Origin of the sequence: Streptomyces sp. NPDC020192, assembly GCF_044388685.1 — a bacterium.
GTDB lineage: Bacteria > Actinomycetota > Actinomycetes > Streptomycetales > Streptomycetaceae > Streptomyces.
In genome coordinates this window covers 461,176-480,564 of sequence record NZ_JBIRXG010000004.1, presented here as the reverse complement: position 1 = coordinate 480,564, position 19,389 = coordinate 461,176, and the positions used below count along the sequence as shown (strand labels likewise).

General features: G+C 71.9%; 14 protein-coding genes and 1 pseudogene. 7 read left to right on the top strand and 8 right to left on the bottom strand.

The features are described 5' to 3' along the window. Positions 1–412: 412 nt before the first annotated feature. Both ACH47Z_RS11790 and ptsP read left to right on the top strand, forming a co-directional pair. Positions 413–862, top strand: coding sequence for a PTS glucose transporter subunit IIA (locus ACH47Z_RS11790; RefSeq protein WP_399073027.1), 450 nt, complete (start codon positions 413–415; stop codon positions 860–862). 81 nt (positions 863–943) lie between these two features. After that, positions 944–2,614 (top strand): phosphoenolpyruvate--protein phosphotransferase, encoded by a 1,671-nt coding sequence (ptsP, locus tag ACH47Z_RS11785; protein WP_399073026.1) that lies wholly within the window; start codon positions 944–946, stop codon positions 2,612–2,614. A 105-nt stretch (positions 2,615–2,719) separates the two neighbouring features. Here the strand turns inward: ptsP and ACH47Z_RS11780 are convergent, their stop codons facing one another. Together ACH47Z_RS11780 and ACH47Z_RS11775 are read right to left on the bottom strand one after the other, a co-directional pair. Continuing rightward, complete coding sequence (locus tag ACH47Z_RS11780; protein ID WP_399073025.1) at positions 2,720–3,613, bottom strand: hypothetical protein; 894 nt, start codon at positions 3,611–3,613, stop codon at positions 2,720–2,722. Between the two features lie 122 nt (positions 3,614–3,735). After that, positions 3,736–5,712, bottom strand: coding sequence for an acetoacetate--CoA ligase (locus ACH47Z_RS11775; RefSeq protein WP_399073024.1), 1,977 nt, complete (start codon positions 5,710–5,712; stop codon positions 3,736–3,738). Positions 5,713–5,926: 214 nt separating this feature from the next. Here ACH47Z_RS11775 and ACH47Z_RS11770 point away from each other — a divergent pair, with 214 nt between their 5' ends. Continuing rightward, entirely contained in the window at positions 5,927–8,287 is a 2,361-nt protein-coding gene (locus ACH47Z_RS11770; RefSeq protein ID WP_399073023.1) for a glycoside hydrolase family 31 protein, read from the top strand. A gap of 36 nt (positions 8,288–8,323) precedes the next feature. Here ACH47Z_RS11770 and ACH47Z_RS11765 read toward each other — a convergent pair whose 3' ends face one another. After that, positions 8,324–8,860, bottom strand: a complete 537-nt coding sequence (locus tag ACH47Z_RS11765) for an NUDIX domain-containing protein (protein ID WP_399073022.1) — start codon at positions 8,858–8,860, stop codon at positions 8,324–8,326. A gap of 46 nt (positions 8,861–8,906) precedes the next feature. Further along, positions 8,907–9,716, bottom strand: coding sequence for a M15 family metallopeptidase (locus tag ACH47Z_RS11760; RefSeq protein WP_399073021.1), 810 nt, complete (start codon positions 9,714–9,716; stop codon positions 8,907–8,909). Positions 9,717–9,822: 106 nt separating this feature from the next. Between ACH47Z_RS11760 and ACH47Z_RS11755 the strand changes: the two are divergent. The 4 genes and pseudogenes from ACH47Z_RS11755 to glpK form a co-directional block, all read left to right on the top strand. Then, positions 9,823–10,160: pseudogene (locus ACH47Z_RS11755) on the top strand (hypothetical protein); the annotation flags it as partial. Positions 10,161–10,364: 204 nt separating this feature from the next. Further along, on the top strand, positions 10,365–12,017 hold the full coding sequence (locus tag ACH47Z_RS11750) for an EAL domain-containing protein (RefSeq protein ID WP_399073045.1): 1,653 nt from the start codon (positions 10,365–10,367) through the stop codon (positions 12,015–12,017). Positions 12,018–12,355: 338 nt separating this feature from the next. Further along, on the top strand, positions 12,356–13,096 hold the full coding sequence (locus ACH47Z_RS11745; protein WP_399073020.1) for an MIP/aquaporin family protein: 741 nt from the start codon (positions 12,356–12,358) through the stop codon (positions 13,094–13,096). 98 nt (positions 13,097–13,194) lie between these two features. Next, positions 13,195–14,721, top strand: coding sequence for a glycerol kinase GlpK (gene glpK / locus ACH47Z_RS11740; RefSeq protein ID WP_399073019.1), 1,527 nt, complete (start codon positions 13,195–13,197; stop codon positions 14,719–14,721). Positions 14,722–14,806: 85 nt separating this feature from the next. Here the strand turns inward: glpK and ACH47Z_RS11735 are convergent, their stop codons facing one another. The 4 genes from ACH47Z_RS11735 to ACH47Z_RS11720 all read right to left on the bottom strand — a co-directional run bounded on the left by ACH47Z_RS11735 (position 14,807) and on the right by ACH47Z_RS11720 (position 19,256). Next, the gene (locus tag ACH47Z_RS11735; protein ID WP_399073018.1) at positions 14,807–15,412 is read right to left on the bottom strand and encodes a GTP-binding protein; all 606 of its coding nucleotides are present in this window, start codon (positions 15,410–15,412) and stop codon (positions 14,807–14,809) included. Positions 15,413–15,480: 68 nt separating this feature from the next. Then, positions 15,481–15,876, bottom strand: coding sequence for a DUF742 domain-containing protein (locus ACH47Z_RS11730; protein ID WP_399073017.1), 396 nt, complete (start codon positions 15,874–15,876; stop codon positions 15,481–15,483). A gap of 9 nt (positions 15,877–15,885) precedes the next feature. Then, positions 15,886–16,317 carry a roadblock/LC7 domain-containing protein gene (locus ACH47Z_RS11725; RefSeq protein WP_399073016.1) on the bottom strand — a complete coding sequence of 144 codons (432 nt, stop codon included), beginning with the start codon at positions 16,315–16,317 and terminating at the stop codon, positions 15,886–15,888. After that, the gene (locus ACH47Z_RS11720) at positions 16,314–19,256 is read right to left on the bottom strand and encodes a nitrate- and nitrite sensing domain-containing protein (RefSeq protein ID WP_399073015.1); all 2,943 of its coding nucleotides are present in this window, start codon (positions 19,254–19,256) and stop codon (positions 16,314–16,316) included. Before ACH47Z_RS11720 ends, ACH47Z_RS11725 begins: the two co-directional genes overlap by 4 nt. Positions 19,257–19,389: the final 133 nt, after the last annotated feature.

The window sequence follows — 19,389 nt, the reverse complement described above, 5'->3', positions numbered from 1 at the left end:
ATCTGGCGTTGATTTTTGGCACACTGTTGAGTTCTCAAGGAACGGTCGCTTCCTTTGTACTCACCCTCTCGGGCTTTCCTCCGGGCTTCCCTTCGACGTTTCAAACTCTATCAGGGTTTTTCCGTCTCTCTGACCACCCCGCTGCGGACATGCAGAAGGAAATCCAGAGATAGGATCTGACGAGTTTGGGTGCTGCTGAGCGAGGACGCTTTCACGTCGCTCTGCCCCAAGCAGGAGTACGACTGTACACGGAGCCTCGAAGGCGGTGCAAATCCGCAGGGGTGGTGGTCTAGACCACTAGCTGGTAGCTTCCATACGGAACCCCAACTTCCTATGACATACCCTGCTGCTCAGTGCCGTCCGGGACAGGTAGTGACGGCCCGTAAGCAGCTCCACTCCTGGGAGGCTTCCCATGACCACCGTGTCGTCCCCTCTTGCCGGACGCGCCATCGGACTGGCCGCCGTGCCGGATCCGGTCTTCTCTGGGGCCATGGTCGGCCCGGGTACCGCCATCGACCCCGTACGCGAGCCCTCCGAGGCCGTGGCTCCTGTGGACGGCGTCATTGTTTCCCTGCACCCGCACGCCTTCGTCGTGGTCGACGCGGAGGGGCACGGCGTGCTCACCCACCTCGGCATCGACACCGTGCAGCTCAACGGTGAGGGCTTCGAACTGCTCGTCAGCAAGGGCGACACCGTGACGCGGGGACAGGCCGTCGTGCGCTGGAACCCCTCGGCGGTCGAGGCGGCCGGCAAGTCCCCCATCTGCCCCGTCGTCGCGCTCGAAGCCACGGCCGACTCCCTCGGCGACGTCCGTGAGAGCGGTGACGTGAAGGCCGGCGACGAACTCTTCGCCTGGCAGTGACGGCTCCGCCGTCGTAGCGGCGGCGTATCAGGACAACCATCGCGGCGGCGGGACCCGCCGCATTATTCGGAGACGGGTGAGATGGAGACAACGCTGCGAGGCGTGGGCGTGAGCCATGGCGTGGCCATCGGCGAGGTTCGGCACATGGGCACGGCGGTGCTGGAGCCGCCGGCCAAGCAGATCCCCGCAGAGGACGCGGAGCGGGAGCAGGGGCGTGCCCGTCAGGCCGTCGACGCCGTCGCCGCCGACCTGATGGCGCGCGGCAATCTGGCGGGCGGCGAGGCCCAGGCCGTGCTCGAGGCGCAGGCCATGATGGCGCAGGACCCCGAGCTGATGGCCGATGTGGACCGGCGGATCGCCGTCGGCAGCACCGCCGAGCGTGCCGTGTACGACGCGTTCGCGGCGTACCGCGAGCTGCTGGCCGGCGCCGGTGAGTACCTTGCCGGCCGGGTGGCCGACCTGGATGACGTGCGGAATCGTATCGTCGCCCGGCTGCTGGGCGTTCCGATGCCGGGTGTGCCGGACAGTGACGAGCCTTATGTGCTCGTGGCGCGGGATCTGGCTCCTGCCGACACCGCGCTGCTGGATCCGTCTCTGGTGCTCGGTTTCGTGACCGAGGAGGGCGGACCGACCAGTCACAGCGCGATCCTGGCGCGGGCGCTGGGTGTGCCGGCGGTCGTGGCGCTGCCGGGTGCCGGTGAGCTGGCCGAGGGCACGGTGATCGCGGTCGACGGGAGCACGGGCGACATCTTCGTGAACCCGAGCGAGGCGAAGAAGGCCGAACTGACGGCCGCGGCCGCCGAGCGCAAGGCCGCGCTGGCCGCGTCGACCGGGCCGGGTGTGACGGCGGACGGCCACAAGGTGCCGCTGCTGGCCAACGTGGGTGGGCCGGCGGACGTGCCGGCCGCGGTGGAGGCCGGGGCCGAGGGTGTCGGTCTGTTCCGTACCGAGTTCCTGTTCCTGGACGACAGCAAGAACGCTCCTTCCGAGGAGAAGCAGGTGGAGGCCTACCGGCAGGTGCTGGAGGCGTTCCCCGAGGGTCGTGTGGTCGTGCGGGTGCTGGACGCGGGCGCGGACAAGCCGCTGGACTTCCTGACTCCGGCCGACGAGCCCAACCCCGCGCTGGGCGTGCGGGGTCTGCGCACGCTGCTGGACCACCCGGAGATCTTGCGCACGCAGCTGACCGCACTGGCCAAGGCCGCCGAGGGGCTGCCCGTCTACCTCGAGGTCATGGCACCCATGGTGGCGGACCGCGCGGACGCGAAGGCGTTCGCGGACGCCTGCCGTGAGGCGGGGCTGCGGGCCAAGTTCGGCGCGATGGTGGAGATCCCGTCGGCCGCGCTGCGGGCGCGTTCGATCCTGCAGGAGGTCGAGTTCCTGTCGCTGGGAACCAACGACCTCGCGCAGTACACCTTCGCGGCCGACCGTCAGGTGGGCGCGGTGTCCCGGCTGCAGGATCCGTGGCAGCCGGCGCTGCTCGACCTGGTGGCGTTGTCCGCCGAGGCGGCCAAGGCCGAGGGCAAGAGCTGTGGTGTGTGCGGCGAGGCCGCGTCGGATCCGCTGCTGGCCTGTGTGCTGACCGGTCTGGGGGTCACCTCCCTGTCCATGGGGTCGGCGTCGATTCCTTATGTCCGGGCGACGCTGGCGAAGTACACGCTGGCGCAGTGCGAGCGGGCCGCGGCGGCCGCACGTGCCGCGGACAGTGCCGAGGAGGCGCGCGGCGCTGCTCAGGCGGTGCTGTCCGGCGAGTAGCCGTAGCGACAGCCGTGTCCGGTGTGTCGGGTTCAGGGGCGTCCTGCCTTGGGTGGGGCGCCCCTGACGCGTTCTACGTGTGGTGGCTGCGTGGTGCGGGTGCGGTCAGTGCCGGTGGGCCGGGGCCGTGCCGTCGTCTCCGAGGTCGGGGGGTTCGCAGTAGTCGACGCCGGACTCCGGGGAGATGAGGTCGCCGGATTCGACGTCGGTGCAGTAGGCGTCGAAGACTTCTGCCGCGGTGAGCGCTTCGAGGTCGCCGGTGCGCAGTCGCCAGCCGTAGACGCGGTCGGGTGTCTCGGGGCGGCTGGTGCGGATGACGAGTCCGCCGGGGCTGCGGGTGGCGAGGCCGAGCGCGAGGACGCTGGTGAATTCCAGGGCCTCGGCCTCGTCGAGGCGGGTGCCGCCATGGCCGTCCTGGTCGCCGTGCAGGACGGAGACCAGGGTGTCCGGTGGGCCGGAGACGCTGACCACGAGGTGCCGGTCGCCGGGCGGTGCGGTGTCGAGGATGCGGACCAGGAGGTCGGAGGCGCGGGTGAAGGCGGCCCTGCCGATGTCCTCGCCGCAGGTGGGGCAGGGGCCGAGGCGGGACAGGAGGGTGGTGGCGTACTCCCAGGTGGCCTGGCGTACGGCCTCGTCGACGAGGGCCGGTACGAGGGTGGCGAGGGGCCGGCCGTCGTAGGCGATGGTGGGGCCGGTGGCCGCGAGTTCGGCGGTGAACCTGGTGCGGCTGGCCGCCGCCTCCGGGTCGAGGCCGGTGCCCGCGCAGTAGGCGGCGTAGTCCTCGGGGTCGAACAGGGCGAGGGTGGTGTGGCTGCCCTGGGCGGCGCGGGTCTTGAGGAGTGCCTCGACCTGCTGGAGATAGGCGGTGTGGTCGTCGAAGGTGAAGCTGCGGTAGCGCCGCATGGCGTGGAAGTCGTGCTCGTCGGTGAGCAGGCCGATGGTGCCGGCGATCTCGCGGCGCAGGACGCGTCGCATGGTCTGGCGGTCGGTGTGCGCCATGTTTCCCCCAAAGTGCGCGGTCGATCAATGCTCACTCACCGTAACCGGCGGCACTGACAATGGGGGTGCCGCCGGTGGCCGGGGATCGCGTGGTGCGGTCGTCTGCGCAGGTCAGGGTGGGTTCAGGCGCGTTTGCGGGCGAGTTCCTCGTAGAAGCCGAGCAGGGAGAGGTTGTCGACGGATCCGGGGTTGACCGCCTTGTCCAGGGGGGTGCCCTGCAGGAGGCGCTTGACGGGGACCTCGATGCGCTTGCCGGTGAGGGTGTGCGGGATGCCGGGCACCTCGATGATCTCGTCGGGCACGTGGCGCGGTGAGAGCTGTTCGCGGATGGCCTGCTTGACGCGGTTCAGGAGTGCCTCGTCCAGGACGGCGCCGGGTGCGAGCTGTACGAACAGCGGCATCCAGTAGCCGCCGTCGGGCTGCTCGACGCCGATGACGAGGGATTCCTTGATCTCGGGCAGGCGCTCGACGACCTCGTAGATGTCGGCCGAGCCCATGCGGACGCCCTGCCGGTTGAGGGTGGAGTCGGAGCGGCCGTGGATGATCACGGTGCCGCGTGAGGTGACGGTGATCCAGTCGCCGTGGCGCCAGACGCCGGGGTAGGTGTCGAAATAGCTGTCGTGGTAGCGGCTGCCGTCGGGGTCGTTCCAGAAGTGGATCGGCATGGAGGGCATGGGGTTGGTGACGACGAGCTCGCCCACCTCGTCGGTGACGGGCTTGCCGCTCGGATCCCAGGCCTGCAGGTCGGTGCCGAGGCCGGGGGCCTGGAGTTCGCCGGTGTACACGGGCAGGGTCGGTACGGCTCCGGCGAAGCAGGAGCAGACGTCCGTACCGCCGCTGACGGAGGCGATCCAGAGGTCGGCCCCGCTCTCTGCGAACTCGTTGTGCAGCCAGCGGAAGCCGTCGGGCGGCAGGGGCGAGCCGGTGGTGGCGACGCACTTCACGGTGGCCAGGTCGTAGTCGCGTGCGGGGTGGACGCCGGCCTTGCGGCAGGCCATGACGTAGGCGGCCGAGGTGCCGAAGAGGGTGGTGCGGGTGCGTTCGGCGATGCGCCACTGGGCGCCGGTGTCGGGGTGGCCGGGGCTGCCGTCGTACAGGACGATCGTGGTGCCCGTGAGGAGGCCGGAGACGAGGAAGTTCCACATCATCCAGCCGGTCGAGGTGTACCAGAAGAAACGGTCCTCGGGGCCGAGGTCGCAGTGCAGGCCGAGCTGTTTGAGGTGTTCGACGAGGATGCCGCCCTGGGACTGGACGATGGCCTTGGGCAGGCCGGTCGTGCCGGAGGAGTAGAGCACCCACAGGGGGTGGTCGAACGGGACCTGTTCGAAGACGGGCTCGGTGTCGGCCGAGGTCAGGGCCGCCCAGTCCAGGGCGCCTTCGGGTGCCTCGGTGCCGAGGAGCGGGACGTGGACGACGGCGCGCAGGGTGGGCAGTTCGCGGCGCAGTTCGGCGACGGTCTCGCGCCGGTCGTGTTCCTTGCCGCCGTAGCGGTAGCCGTCGACGGTGAACAGGATGACGGGTTCGACCTGCTGGAACCGGTCGAGGACGCTGCGGGCGCCGAAGTCGGGGGCGCAGGAGGTCCAGACCGCGCCGACGGCGGCCGTGGCGAGCAGGGCGACGACGGCCTCGGGGATGTTGGGCAGGTAGCCGCTGACGCGGTCGCCGGGGCGGACGCCGAGGGCGCGGAGCTCGGCGGCGAGGGAGCCGACCTGGCGGCGCAGTTCGGTCCAGGTCACCGGGCGCGGTTCGTGGGTCTCGTCCACGTGCAGCAGGGCGGGTTCGTCGGCGCGGTCGGCGGCGGCGCGCAGGGCGTGTTCGGCGTAGTTGAGGGTGGCTCCGGGGAACCACTGGGCGCCTGGCATGGCGCGGTCGCCGAGCACGCGCGCGTAGGCGGTCGAGAACCGTACGTCGAAGTACTCGGTGACGGCTTTCCAGAAGGTGTCGAGCTGGTCGACGGACCACTGGTGGAGGGCGGGATAGCCGCCGTCGGCCGGGGCGCCGTGGTGCTGGGCGGCCCATGCCTGGAACTGGGTGATGCGGGCCTGGGCGATCCGCTCGGGATCGGGCTGCCAGAGCGGCTGGGGGTTCGCGGTCGACATGGGGCGGCTCCCGGGCTGTGCGCGTCGTGGGCGTCGGTCCGCGCACGTGCTGGGGTGTGCGCGTGACGCGGCTGACAGGGACGATGCCATGTGATCGACTTCTACACCAGGGCGCGCCCCACACAGTCCTTGTCGTGAAGATGTGGTCCCGGCACGGGTGAACGGCAGTTGAACGACACGCACGCGTGGGGCGCTCGGTGGCAGGGTGAGCAGCATGGACGGTCGTGACCTGGTGCGTTCGGTGAGTGTGGTCGGTGCGGGGAGGGCGGCTCGGGGGTTGCGTACCGTACGGGCCGCGTGGCGCAGGAGGCGGATCGACGCCGCCGGGCTGCCGCGGCGGGGGGCCGAGCGGGCGCGGGTGCCGGGGCAGGTGGAGGGCGTGGAGCCGGGTCCCGGGGGTGGTGTCATCCGGTTCGGCCGGTCGGAGCTGCGGATCACGGTCGCGGTGAACGGGGCGGTGTTCTGGGGCTGGGACGGGGCGGGTCCCGAGCCGTCGTACGCGCTGGCGGGGAGCTGTCCGGAGCCGGATCCGCGGGCGGTGCTGGAGCCGGACAAGGACGGTGGCTGGCGGGTGGTCGCCGAGCGCGTGACGGTCGTCGTCTCGCGGCACGGTGCGGTGCAGGTTGCCACTCCGGGCGGGGTGACGCTGCGGCGGGATCTGCCGCCGCGCTGGTGGGAGCCGGTCGGCGGGGGGACGGCGCGGTGGATGCAGCGGTCGGAGGTGGCGGCGGACGCCCGGTTCTTCGGTCTGGGCGGACGGGCGTCGGGCCCGCGGCTGCGGGACGGCGCGTACCGACTGTGGAACACCGATCCGGGCCGGGCGTTCGGGCCCGGCACCGATCCGCTGTATCTGACCATGCCGGTGCAGCTGGTGGTGGCGGACGCCGGCACGCACCTGGTGTTCCACGACACCACGTGGGACGGCACGGTGGTGCTGCGGGAGGGCGAGGAGGGCGCCGGGTCCGGCCACGACCGGGCGGGGCGCTGCGAGGTGCGGATGGACGGCGGTCCGCTGCGCTGCTGGGTGATGGTGGGCACTCCCGCGCGCGTGCTGGCGACATGGGCCTCGCTGACCGGGGCGCCCGCGCTGCCGCCCGCGTGGGCGCTCGGCCACCATCACGCGCGCTGGGGTTTCGGCAGCGAGCAGGAGGTGCGCCGGATCGTCGCGGGCTACCAGGAGCGCGACCTGCCGCTGGACGCGGTGCACCTGGACATCGACCACTACGACGGCCACCAGGTGTTCACGGTCGACCAGGAACGGTTCCCCAAGCTGCCGGTGCTCGCGGAGGAGCTGCGCCGGGACGGGATCCGGCTGGTGTCGATCGTCGATCCGGCCGTGAAGGCGGCGCCGGGCAACGCGGTGTACGGCAGCGGTGCGGCGCAGGACGCGTTCGTGCGGGACGCCGCCGGGCGCGAGGTGCGGGGGGTGGTGTGGGCCGGGGAGTCGGTGTTCCCGGACTTCACGCACGCGCGCGTGCGTGAGTGGTGGGGCGGACTCTACGCGGAGCGGCTGGGTCAGGGTTTCGCGGGGTTCTGGCACGACATGAACGAGCCGACGTCGTTCAACGCCTTCGGTGAGCCGACCCTGCCGCGGTCGGCCCGGCACGACCTGGAGGGCCGCGGCGGCGACCATCGGGAGGCGCACAACGTGTACGCGCTGTGCATGGCTCGGGCGGGGTACGAGGGCCTGCGCGAGCTGTCGCCCGAGGAGCGGCCGTTCCTGTTCTCGCGCTCGGGCTGGGCGGGGATGCAGCGCTACGGGGGGACCTGGTCGGGGGACGTGGCGACGGGCTGGCCGGGGCTGCGGGCGTCGCTGTCACTGGTGCTGGGGCTCGGGCTGTGCGGGGTGCCGTACTCGGGCCCGGACGTGGGGGGTTTCGACGGCAGCCCGTCGCCGGAGCTGTATCTGCGGTGGTTCCAGCTCGGCGCGTATCTGCCGCTGTTCCGCACGCACGCGAGTCTGCGGGCGGGGCGCAGGGAGCCCTGGGAGTTCGGTGCCGAGGTGCTGGAGCACGCGCGCGTGGCGTTGCGTGAACGGGGGCGGCTGCGGCCGTACTGGGTGACGCTGGCGCATCTGGCGCGGCGGACCGGCGCGCCCTATGTGCGGCCGTTGTGGTGGGGCGCTCCGGAGGACCGGGCGCTGCGTGACTGCGAGGACACGTTTCTGCTCGGGGACGGGCTGCTGATCGCCCCGGTCCTGGATCCGGGTGCGGACCGCAGGGCGGTGCAGCTGCCGCGGGGCCGCTGGTACGACACGGTGACGGAGGAGGCGTTCGAGGGCCCGGCGCAGGTGCTCGTGGACGCGCCGCTGTCGCGGATACCGGTGTTCGCGCGCGCGGGAGCGGTCCTTCCCGTGCGGGGCGCGGACGGCGGTCTCGAGCTGGAGGTGTGGGCGCCCGCGCGGGGCCGCACCGGGGGTGGTCTGGTCGTACCGGACGCGGGCGACGGATGGGGCGAGCCGGAGACGGAACGCTACGTCGCCCGCCGGCAGGGCCGGGAGGTGGTGGTCACCCGGGAGCGGGAGGACGGTTCGGGTGAGCCACCCTGCCCGGTGCGGGTGCGCGGGCTCGGCTGAGCCGGGCGGCTCAGCGGGCCCGGCTCAGCCGGGTGCTCAGACGTACCGGCCCTCGAACCAGGCCCGCACGGCCACGGTGTGCAGCGGGAAGGCGAGTTCCTCGGGCCGGCGCAGCAGGTGCCAGCCCTCGGTCTCGTCCGTGGGGTCGGAGGGCGGCAGCCCGTCCACGGAGCGTTCCGGGAGGACCCCGAACAGCAGCAGGTGCCCGTCGGGCGAGCTCATGGCGTCCACGAGCCGCACGTCACGGGCGGCCGCCTCGATGCCGGTCTCCTCCTTGAGTTCGCGGACGACGGCCTGCTTCCAGTCCTCGCGGTCGTCGACGTAGCCGCCGGGCAGAGCCGTGCCCCCGCGCGCGGGGGCGACGGTTCGGGTGATGACGACCAGGGCCGTGCCCTGGGTGTCGTACACGGGCTGGAGTGCGATCGCGACCGGCAGCGGGTTGCGGTAGGCGACGTTCCCGCAGGACGGGCAGGTGCGCGGCCAGCCGGTCACGCCCTCTCCATAGAGCGCTCCGCAGCTCGAACAGTGCGAGTCCGGCACGGAGTTGGCAGTTGGGTGTTGAGTTTCGGACACGCGCGGACTGTATCCGATCAGGGGAGGGACATCTTCCGAAGGTTGCTCAGTGGCCGCTGCTGAGCGACTTCCAGGACACGGGGAAGTCGAAATAGGTGTCCGGGTAGGGCTCGGGCTTGTACGTGTAGTGCCACCACTCCTCGGCGAGGTTCACGAATCCGAGGCTCTCCAGGGTGTTCTTGAGCAGCAGGCGGTTGGCGCGCTGGGCGCCCTGGATGCGCGGGTCGAGTGTGTGCGCCAGGGTGTCGAAACAGTCGAATCCGGTGCCCATGTCGACGGAGTTGTCGGGGAAACGCTCGTCCTTGGGCGCGTAGCAGGGCACGAGCGGCTGCCCGGGGTGGTAGGGCCGGGTCGGCCTCGCGGGGAGCTTCACGATCGTGAGGTCCATGGTCGAGCCGCGGCTGTGGCCGGACTTCTCGGCGATGTAACCGTCCGCGAACAGACGGGACTTGTCGACGTTCGGGTAGAACTCGCCCTTCATCGCCTGGTCGTCGAGATCCTTGGCCCAGCGGACGAAGTGGTTCACGGCGCGCTGGGGCCGGTAGCAGTCGTACACCTTCAGGGTGTAGCCCTGGCGCAGCAGTCTGAGCTGGGCCTGGTGCAGGGCCTCGGCGGCGGGGCGGGTGAGGATGCAGATCGGCTGCTCATAGCCGTCGATGCGCTCGCCGACGAAATTGTGCGGGGTGAAGTAGCGCATCTCCTGGATGATCGTCGGGTCCACGGTTCTCAGGGCCACGAAGTCCTTCGGCGCCTTCGGCTCCGTCGTCGCCCCGGCGTTCGCGGGGGCGGTGGTCACGGCCAGCAGGGCGGCGAGGGCGGTGACGAGACCGCGGACTACACCGGTAAGTCGTGTCATGTCTCCGCCCTGCCCATTTCCGGGTGCCCGTGACACCCTTCTGACGCTCCGTCGGACAGGCCTGGAGGTGGAGGCACTGGCGGCCGACGGGGGTGAGGGCGTGAAGGTGCTCGGCGCGGACACGGCGCGTCCCGGGTATGTGGCCGGAGCGACCTTCGCCAGGGCACTCGGCCGGCAGGGGGAGCGGGGCGGACGCCGCGCCCAAGGGGTTCTTCCGACCCCGGGCGGGGACCACCCCGACGACCCGGACCGGCTGCGGTTCCGGCTGCTGGGCGCGACGAATCCGGAGGACTTCGCGCAGGTCAAGGTGAAGAACGCCGCCATGGGCGCCGGGCGGTGTCGGCGGTGACCCCGCGTTTCCCCGACACGGTGCTGGACCTGCCGGACATCGCGACGGACTCCGTGGTCGCGGTGGAGCCCGCGGGCGAGGTCTACGGCCTGTCCACCGGGCCGCCACCCAGGGGCTGTTCGGGCACGGATCGGCGGTGGTCGCCGTGAGATGTCCGGGCCGCCGGGGGAAGGTGATCCGGGGCTGGTGGTGCGCAAGTGATCCATGAGGTTGTCCACGCTGGGTGATCGTCCCGGAATGCTGCGTGAATGTCTCATGAACTGCGCCTGGGCGTACGCGGGCGGCGCCATCATGCTCCCGTGCACTCCTGGACGGACACTCTCCGCTTCGCCTTCCAGCCGGTGGTCAACCTGAGGACGGGCGCGGTCGCCGCACTGGAGATACTCGCCCGCCCGGAGACCGGGGACATCCTCGCCGAGGCCCGGCGCGATCCCGAACTCGACGGCAGGCTCACGGTGTTGGCGCTGCGCACGGCGACGCGCAAGGAGACGCTGCTGCCGCTGCACCTGAACGTGTTCGCGGCCACGCTCGCCGACCTCGGCGGCCTCACCCCGCTGCACGACGCCGTGCGCACGGCGGGGCGCCTGCCCTGGGAGGTGACGCTCGACATCGTCCCGCCCTACACGCACGTGCCGCAGCGGGCGTTGCTGGAGGCGGTGGCGGCCCTGCGTGAACAGGGCTTCCGGATCAGCGCGGACGGCATCGGGGACGGCGACGTACCGCTGCGGCTGCTCACCGACCTCTCCCCCGACCTGGTGAAGCTCGACGCCTCGCTGCTGGCCCGGCCGGCCGCGGTGCGCGCGATGCGGACGCTGTGCGAGGAGCTGGGCGCCCTGGTCGCGGTGGAGGGAGTCGAGACCGAACTGCAGTGTGCGACGGCGCTGTCGGCTGGCGCACAGCTGGCACAGGGCGAGCTGTTCGCGCCACCGGCCCGGATCCCCGCGGCGGACGTATACGTTCCGCCCCGCTCCCCCGATGCCGTGAGCGTGCCCCGGTCCGGGCCGTCGGTGCGGGAGTTCGTGCGCCCGGCCGCCGTGCTGCCGGTGACCGCCTCGGCGGGGCAGGTGCGGGCGCTGCTGACCGGGTCGCCGGACGTCTCGGGTGTGCTGCTGGTGGACCAGTCCGGTCGTCCCGTGCGGTCGGTGCACCGCTCGCGCTTCCTGCTGTCGATGTCCGCCCGGTACGGGCACGCCCTGTACGCCGACCGGCCCGCCGTCAAGCTGGGGGACGCGCCCCGCACGGTCGGCGTCGACGCCACCGCCTGGGAGGTGCTGGACGTGGTCGCGATCGGCGGCCGGGACCGGACCTCGGACGATGTGGCGGTGGTCGATGCGCACGACCGGTGCGTGGGGGTCGTACGGCTCGCGGACCTGGTGCGGGCGCTGGCCGAGAGCCGCGTGGAGGAGGCGGCCGCGCTCAATCCGCTGACCCGGCTGCCCGGTTCGGACGCGATCACGACCGAGGTGGACCGGTGGATCGCGGACGGCCGGACGTTCGCGCTCAGCTGGCTGTACATCGATCACTTCAAGCAGGTCAACGACGGTGCCGGGTTCGCCGCGGGCGACGAGCTGATCCGGTCGGTGGGCCGCGCGCTGCAGCAGGCGGTCGTGGGGCACGCGCGCGTGGGGCACATCGGCGGGGACGACTTCCTGGTACTGGCCGACGAGGAGGCGCTCGATCCGCTGGTCGCCACCGTGCTCGACGCGCCCTGGTCGGCGGGCGACCGGCCGGTCACGCTGTCCCTCGCGACCGTCGTGTGCGCCCCGGGCAGCGTGGGCGACCATCGCCAGGCCGCCGCCCACCTCGCCCCGCTGAAGAAGGCGGCCAAGGCGCTGCGCGGCGCGAGCTGGGTACTCGGGCGCGCCGGGACCGCCGGTCACGAGGTCCGGCGCGGCGGCAGGGGGGCGGCTGCGGCTCCGGCCGGGTACGCGGCCGTCGAGCCGGGGTGGTGAACGACGCCCTCGTATACGACCGTTGAGACGTCCTTCCGGCGGGTGCGCCGGTGTCACCGTCGCCGTCGGCAACCTTGACGCCCCCCGAGCGCCGGTGAAGACTTCCCGGTGTCGGCCGACATCGTCGTACATTCTCGGCGTTATCAGGCACTGCGCCAGGGGTCTGTCCTGCTCCACGGCCCGTCCCTCCCCGGCGATCGCGGCTGCGACGGCACGCTCGTCACTGACGCCGGGCGGGGCGCGGGACCTCACCTGCCTTCGGCCGAAGTCGCCAAGGGAACCGTTCCTGCACGGAAGGCCGGGGCCGCTCGCCCCCAACCCGCGCCAAGGGAGCCGCCATGAGCAACGGGCACATATTCGTCGGCGAGGTCATCGGCACCGCGATCCTGATCCTGTTCGGTGCCGGTGTCTGCGCCGCCGTCACCCTCAGACACTCCAAGGCGCGGTCCGCGGGCTGGATCGTCATCGCGTTCGGCTGGGGCTTCGGGGTCCTCGCGGGCGCGTACACCGCGGCTCCCCTCTCCGGCGGCCAGCTCAACCCCGCGGTCACCCTCGGCATCGCCGTCGACACCGGCAAGTGGGGCCAGGTCTGGGTGTATCTGCTGGGCCAGTTCGTGGGCGCGATGCTCGGCGCCGTACTCGCCTACCTGGTGTACCTCGCCCAGTTCCAGGCCAACGTCCGCGAGGAAGGAGCCGAGGACGGCGAGCCGCTGCCGACCCTCGGCATCTTCTCGACCATCCCGGAGATCCGGAACCCGGTCGCCAACCTGATCACCGAGATCATCGCGACCATGGCGCTCGTCCTGCCCGTCCTCGCCTTCGGGCTGACGAAGGGGCTCGGCGAGTCCGGCGGCACCGTGCTGATCGTCTCCCTGCTCGTCGTCGGCATCGGACTCTCCCTCGGCGGCCCCACCGGCTACGCCATCAACCCGGCCCGCGATCTCGGTCCGCGCATCGTGCACACCTTCCTGCCGATCCCCAACAAGGGCACGTCCGACTGGGGCTACGCCTGGATCCCGGTCGCCGGCCCGCTGCTCGGCGGCACGCTCGCCGGTCTCCTCTACCACGCGGCCTTCTGATCCCCGTACGTCTTCCCGTACGTCTTCCCGTACGTCTTCCCGTACGCCGCTCTCCGCCCCGTACGCGTCCTTCCCGACCCAGCGACCCAGGGACAGCCATGACGGACACCGCCGGCACATTCGTCGCCGCCATCGACCAGGGCACCACGTCCAGCCGCTGCATCGTCTTCGACCACGGCGGCGCGATCGTCGCCGTCGACCAGCGCGAGCACCGCCAGATCTTCCCCAAGCCTGGCTGGGTGGAGCACGACGCGACCGAGATCTGGGCCAAGGTGCAGGCCGTGGTGGCCGGAGCGCTCGCCAAGGCCGGGCTGCGCGCCGATCAGCTGAGCGCGCTCGGCATCGCCAACCAGCGCGAGACGACGGTCCTGTGGGACCGCGCCACGGGCAAACCCGTGCACAACGCGATCGTCTGGCAGGACACCCGCACCGCGGCCCTGTGCACCGAACTGGGCGGCGCGGACGGTCAGGACCGCTTCCGCGAGCAGACCGGGCTGCCGCTGGCCAGCTACTTCTCCGGGCCCAAGGCGGCCTGGCTGCTGGACCACGTACCCGGCCTCAGGCAGCGGGCCGAGCGTGGCGAGATCGCCTTCGGGACCATCGACTCCTGGCTGATCTGGAACCTCACCGGCGGCACCGACGGCGGCCGGCACGTCACCGACGTCACGAACGCCGGCCGGACCATGCTGATGAACCTCGAGACGCTCCAGTGGGATCCCGCCATCCTGGCCGCCATGAACATCCCCGAGGCGATGCTGCCGGACATCCGGTCCTCCGCCGAGGTGTACGGCACGGCCGTCGGGCAGCTCGCCGGGGTGCCCGTGGCCTCCGCGCTGGGCGACCAGCAGGCCGCCGTGTTCGGGCAGGCCTGCTACGACGTGGGCACGGCGAAGAACACCTACGGCACCGGCAGTTTCCTGCTGCTGAACACCGGCGACCGGCCGGTGCCGTCCAAGAGCGGACTGCTGACGACGATGGGCTACAAGATCGGCGGGGAGGCGCCGGTGTACTGCCTGGAGGGGTCCATAGCGATAACGGGCGCGCTGGTGCAGTGGTTCCGCGACCAACTCGGGATCATCCGCTCCGCCGACGAGATCGAGACCCTGGCGGCGAGCGTCGAGGACAACGGCGGCGCGTACATCGTGCCCGCGTTCTCCGGGCTGTTCGCCCCGTACTGGCGCTCCGACGCACGCGGGGTCGTCACCGGCCTCACCCGGTACGTCACGAAGGCACATCTCGCGCGCGCGGTGCTGGAGGCGACGAGCTGGCAGACACGGGAGGTCGTGGACGCCATGTATCAGGACTCCGGGGTGCGGATCTCCACCTTGAAGGTCGACGGCGGCATGACGAAGAACCACCTGCTGATGCAGCACCAGGCGGACGTGCTCGGCGTGCCCGTGATCCGTCCGCGGGTGTCGGAGACGACCTGTCTGGGGGCCGCGTACGCCGCCGGCCTCGCGACGGGCGTCTGGAACGACCTGGACGAACTGAAGTCGCACTGGCAGAAGGACGCCGAGTGGACGCCCGCGATGGAGGCGGGGGTGCGCGACCGGGAGTACCGCAACTGGCGCAGGGCGGTGGAGAAGAGCTTCGGCTGGCTGGAGGAGGACGGCGACGGGGCGTAGAAACTCCGCACGCGCGCGTGCTTCTCACCGGACCACGGCCCGTACCCCGGTCGGCGGGGGTACGGGCCGTGTCGTGCGCCTGTGGTCAGCCGACGGCGGGCTGGCGGAGGTCGGCCGCGTGGTCCATCGCGTGCTGGACGACGCCGATGAGCACCTCCTTGGCCGATTCCCGGTCACGCGCGTCGCACAGGACGAGAGGCACGTCGTCGTCCAGGTCGAGGGCCTGGCGGACCGTCTCGGCCGGGTAACGGGCCGACCCCTCGAAGCAGTTGACCGCGACGAGGAACGGGATGGAGCGCCGTTCGAAGTAGTCGACGGCGGCGAAGCAGTCCTCCAGGCGGCGGGTGTCGGCGAGCACGACCGCGCCGAGGGCGCCCTCGGACAGCTCGTCCCACATGAACCAGAACCGCTCCTGCCCAGGCGTGCCGAACAGGTACAGCACCAGGTCCTCGCGCAGGGTGATGCGGCCGAAGTCCATGGCCACGGTGGTGGTGTGCTTGCCCTCCACCCCGCTGACGTCGTCGACCGGGCGCCCGGCCTCGGTGAGCAGTTCCTCGGTGCGCAGCGGCCTGATCTCGCTGACCGCGCCGACGAGGGTCGTCTTGCCCACGCCGAAGCCGCCGGCCACCAGGATCTTGAGCGTGACGGGCTCGACCGGGGGCTTTCCGCGCTCAGCACGCCCGAAGATCATCGGTCTCTTCTCCTGCTTGAGTCCTGCTCGAGTTCTGCCTGGGTCCCGCTCGAAGGGGCCGGGGTCGGTCACAGTGCCCGCAAGCCGTTGATCACGTCCCGCAGAATGCCCTCGTCCGGCAACTCGGCCGGGGGTATCGGCCGGCTGACGTGGACGAGTTCCGCGTGCACGAGATCGCCGATGAGAACCCGTACCACGCCGATCGGCAGGTCGATCCCCGCGGCGAGTTCGGCGACCGACTGGGGCTCGTCCCGGCACAGCCCGACGATCGCCACGTGTTCGGGCGACAGCGTCGGATCCGCGTCGGGGTCGCCCGCGTCCGGCTCCGTGACGACCACCGCGATCAGGTCGAGGCGGTGCTGGGCCGGACTGGTGGTGCGGCCGCGCGTCATGGCGTACGGACGGACGACCGGTCCGGCCTCGTCGTCGAACCAGTGGCTTCTTGACTGACCGTCTCCGCTCATGTCATCCCACTACCCGCCCGCGGGCAGATCGGAGCGCGGGGAGGTACCCAGATGCACGCCGACCCGCTTGACCAGAAGCGTCATCTCGTAGGCGACCTGACCGACGTCGGAGTCGGCCTCGGAGAGGACGGCGAGACAGCTGCCGTCCCCGGCGGCGGTGACGAACAGGAAGGCGTCGTCCAGCTCGACCACGGTCTGCCGGACGCTGCCCGCGTCGAAGTGGCGGCCCACGCCCTTGGCGAGGCTGTGGAAGCCGGACGCCACGGCGGCCAGATGCTCGCCGTCCTCCCTGGTGAGGTCCTGCGACACGCCCATGGGCAGCCCGTCGCCGGACAGGATGACGGCCTTGCGGATGCTGGCGACCCGGTCGACCAGGTCGTCCAGGAGCCAGTTCAGCTCCCCCTTGTTCGCCGTGTGGCCGGTGGCCTTCGGTGCGGTCATCGACCGTCCCCCTTTGTCGTTCGTGGTGCTGTGCCGTTCCGGGTCCCGTCGCCCGCGGCGTTCTCGTCCCGGCCGCGCTGCCAGCCGCGCTGGAGCGAGGCCATCCGGCTGCGGACCTCCTCGGCGTCCCGGTCGGCGGGCTGTGCCGTCCGTCGGGCGCGTCGTACGGTGTCCTGCTTGAGCTGGGGAGCCAGGCTGGCCTGACGCACCCGTCGGGGCAACGGCCCGGTGCCGCCCGCCTCCACGGCCGCATGGGGGGCCGCGTCGCCGGCTGTGAGGTCCGCGGTGCCGCGCGGAGGGTCGGCAGCGGGCGGGAGGGTGTTGCCGGGCCGGGTCGCGTCGGCGGACAGGGCGGTGTCGCCGTATCGGACCCCGTCGGCGGCAGACGGACGCGTGTCGCCGGGCTGGGCCATGGCGTCCCTGGGCAGGGAGTCGCCGTTGCCGGAACCGGGCGCTTCGGGCGACGGAGTCGTGGTGGTCGCCTTTGTGCGGGTGCGGCGGGGCAGTGCCGGGACCTCGGGTGGCTCTACGGCGCCGTCCGTACGGGTCGGTCCGGGTTCCTCGACGCCGTCGGTCGATTCGCCGGTACGCCGGGCCGGTGTGCCGCGTCGGCGGGCGGGCAGTGGGGCGAGGGATCCCGGGTCGGGGTGGCGGGGGCCTGTGGTGGGCTGCTGGTCGGGGACGTCGCGGCGGGGGCGCTGGTCGGTGACGGGCTTGCCGTGCGAGCTGACCAGTTTGGGTGTCTGGCGGCGCGGCAGCGGTACGGGGCCGCGGTCGGCGGCGGAGGCCGTACCGTCGTCGTCGCGAGAGCGGGAGCGGCGGTGCCGGAACAGTCCGCCGCGCTCGCTGTCCTCGTCCCCCAGGGCGCCGGGGAAGTCGTCGAGGGCGTCGAGGTCGACGGGCGCCTCCAGCTCGACCGGGCCGTCCAGCAGGGAGGTCTGCAGGCCGGGCAGCTCCGCCGGCGCCCCGGCGCGGCCCGCCGTCCGGCCGGCCTCCTTCGCCGGGCGGGCACGGTCCAGGCGGAAGCCGAGGCCGTTGGTGTCCGGCACGTCGTCGGTCAGCAGCGCGTCGGGGATGAACACGACGGCGGTGGTGCCGCCGTACGGCGACGGCTGGAGCGAGATGCGGACGTTCTGCCGCTGGGCGAGGCGGCTGACCACGAAGAGGCCGAGCCGGTCGGTGTCGGACAGTTCGAACTCGGGGGTCTCGGCGAGGCGCAGGTTGGCGTCCAGGAGTGCCTCGGCGGTCATCCCGAGGCCCCGGTCGTGGATCTCCAGGGTGAAGCCGTTGGCGACGCGCTCGCCGATGACCTGGACGGCGGTGTGCGGGGGCGAGAAGACCGTGGCGTTCTCGAGGAGTTCGGCCACGAGGTGGGTGAGGTCGGCGACGGCGGGGCCGGTGACGGCGACCCGCGGGAGGCGCCGTACCTCGATGCGTTCGTAGTCCTCGACCTCGGCGACGGCGGCCCGGACGATGTCCATCAGCTGGACCGGGCGGCGCCACTGCCGGGACGGCGCGGCGCCGGAGAGGATCACCAGGCCCTCGGCGTGCCGGCGCATGCGGGTGGTGAGGTGGTCCAGGCGGAAGAGGTCGGCGAGTTCGTCGGTGTCCTCGGTCCGGCGTTCCATGGTGTCGAGCAGGGTGAGCTGTTTGTGGAGCAGCACCTGGCTGCGGCGGGCGAGGTTGACGAACACCTCGGAGACACCGGCGCGCAGTTCGGCCTGTTTGACGGCGGCCTCGACGGCCGCGCGCTGGAGGGTGTTGAGGGCCTGGCCGACCTCGCCGACCTCGTTCTTGTCGTACTCCAGGCGCGGCACCTCGGTCTCGACGTCGATCTGCTCACCGACGGACAGCCGGCGCATCACGCTGGGCAGCCGGACGCCGGAGGCCTCGTGTGCCTCCAGGCGGAGCTGGCGCAGGTCGCGGATGAGGCCGCGGCCGACCCGGACGGACAGGACGAGGGATACCAGCAGGGCGATCAGGCCGAGCAGGCCCGCGACGGCGGCCTGCACGATGACGGTCATCGCCACGGGGCGGGTGCGGTCCTGGAAGCGGTCTCCGGCCTGGTCGTCCATGGTGCCGAGTTCGTCCAGGACGCTCGCCGCGGCGGAGTCCCAGCCCGGGGCGGTGACGTCGCGGGGCGTGCCGGAGTCCGCGCCGATGACGGACTGTTCGGCCGTGCGCAGCGGCGCGGTGGCGGCGCTCTTCCAGAAGCGTTCGTAGCGGTCGCGCTCTGCGGCGGGCAGCAGCGGCAGGCTGATGTCGTACAGGAGGGTGCGCTGGGCGACGAGGCCGGAGATGTCCCGGGTCTCGTCGCGGGTGAGCCGGCCGACGACGAGGGAGGAGCCGAGCAGGGCGTCCTCACGGGAGAGAAGCTCACGCGCGCGCGTGACGTTGACCATCGCGCGGGCCTGCTTGTCCAGTTCGACGTCGTCCACGCCGTCGAGGGCGTCGAGCAGGGTGTAACAGGGGTCGACGAGGCGGTTGTAGAGGTCGAGGGCCTGGGCGCGGTCGACCGTTCGCTGTTCGACGCCGTGGCGCAGGGAGTCGAGGCCCGCGAAGGAGTCCAGGACGGTGGTGAGGCGTTCGCTGTCGCTTGCGTCCATGCCGTCGACGACGTCGTGGTTCCCGGCGTTCTGGCGGATCCTGACGATCGCCCGGTCGGTGACGGTGCGGGTGCGCTGCAGTGCGGAGAGCGCGTCGGCGGCGCGCGGGTCGGCGAGGTAGACGAGGGTCTGGCGGCGTTCCTGCTGCAGTGCGCGGACGGTGTCCTCGGTGGGGTAGCCGATCTCCTTGGTGACGTCGGTGGCGTGGAACAGCCGGGTGACCTCGCGCCCGGTCAGTACCGTGGCGAAGCCCCAGATGGCGGCCAGGGACACCAGCGGCACGAGAAGCAGCGCCACGATCTTCCGGCGGATCGACTTCCCGCGAAAGCGCATGGCCTCCCCCAGCTCGACCCCCGCCGGCCGGGGGTGCACATGTGCGTCAACAAACGGCGCGAGCCTACTACCGCCTCACAGTTAACTCGAAGACATGTCCGGAGGGCGAACTTCCGCTCCGGCGGCGAGAGAT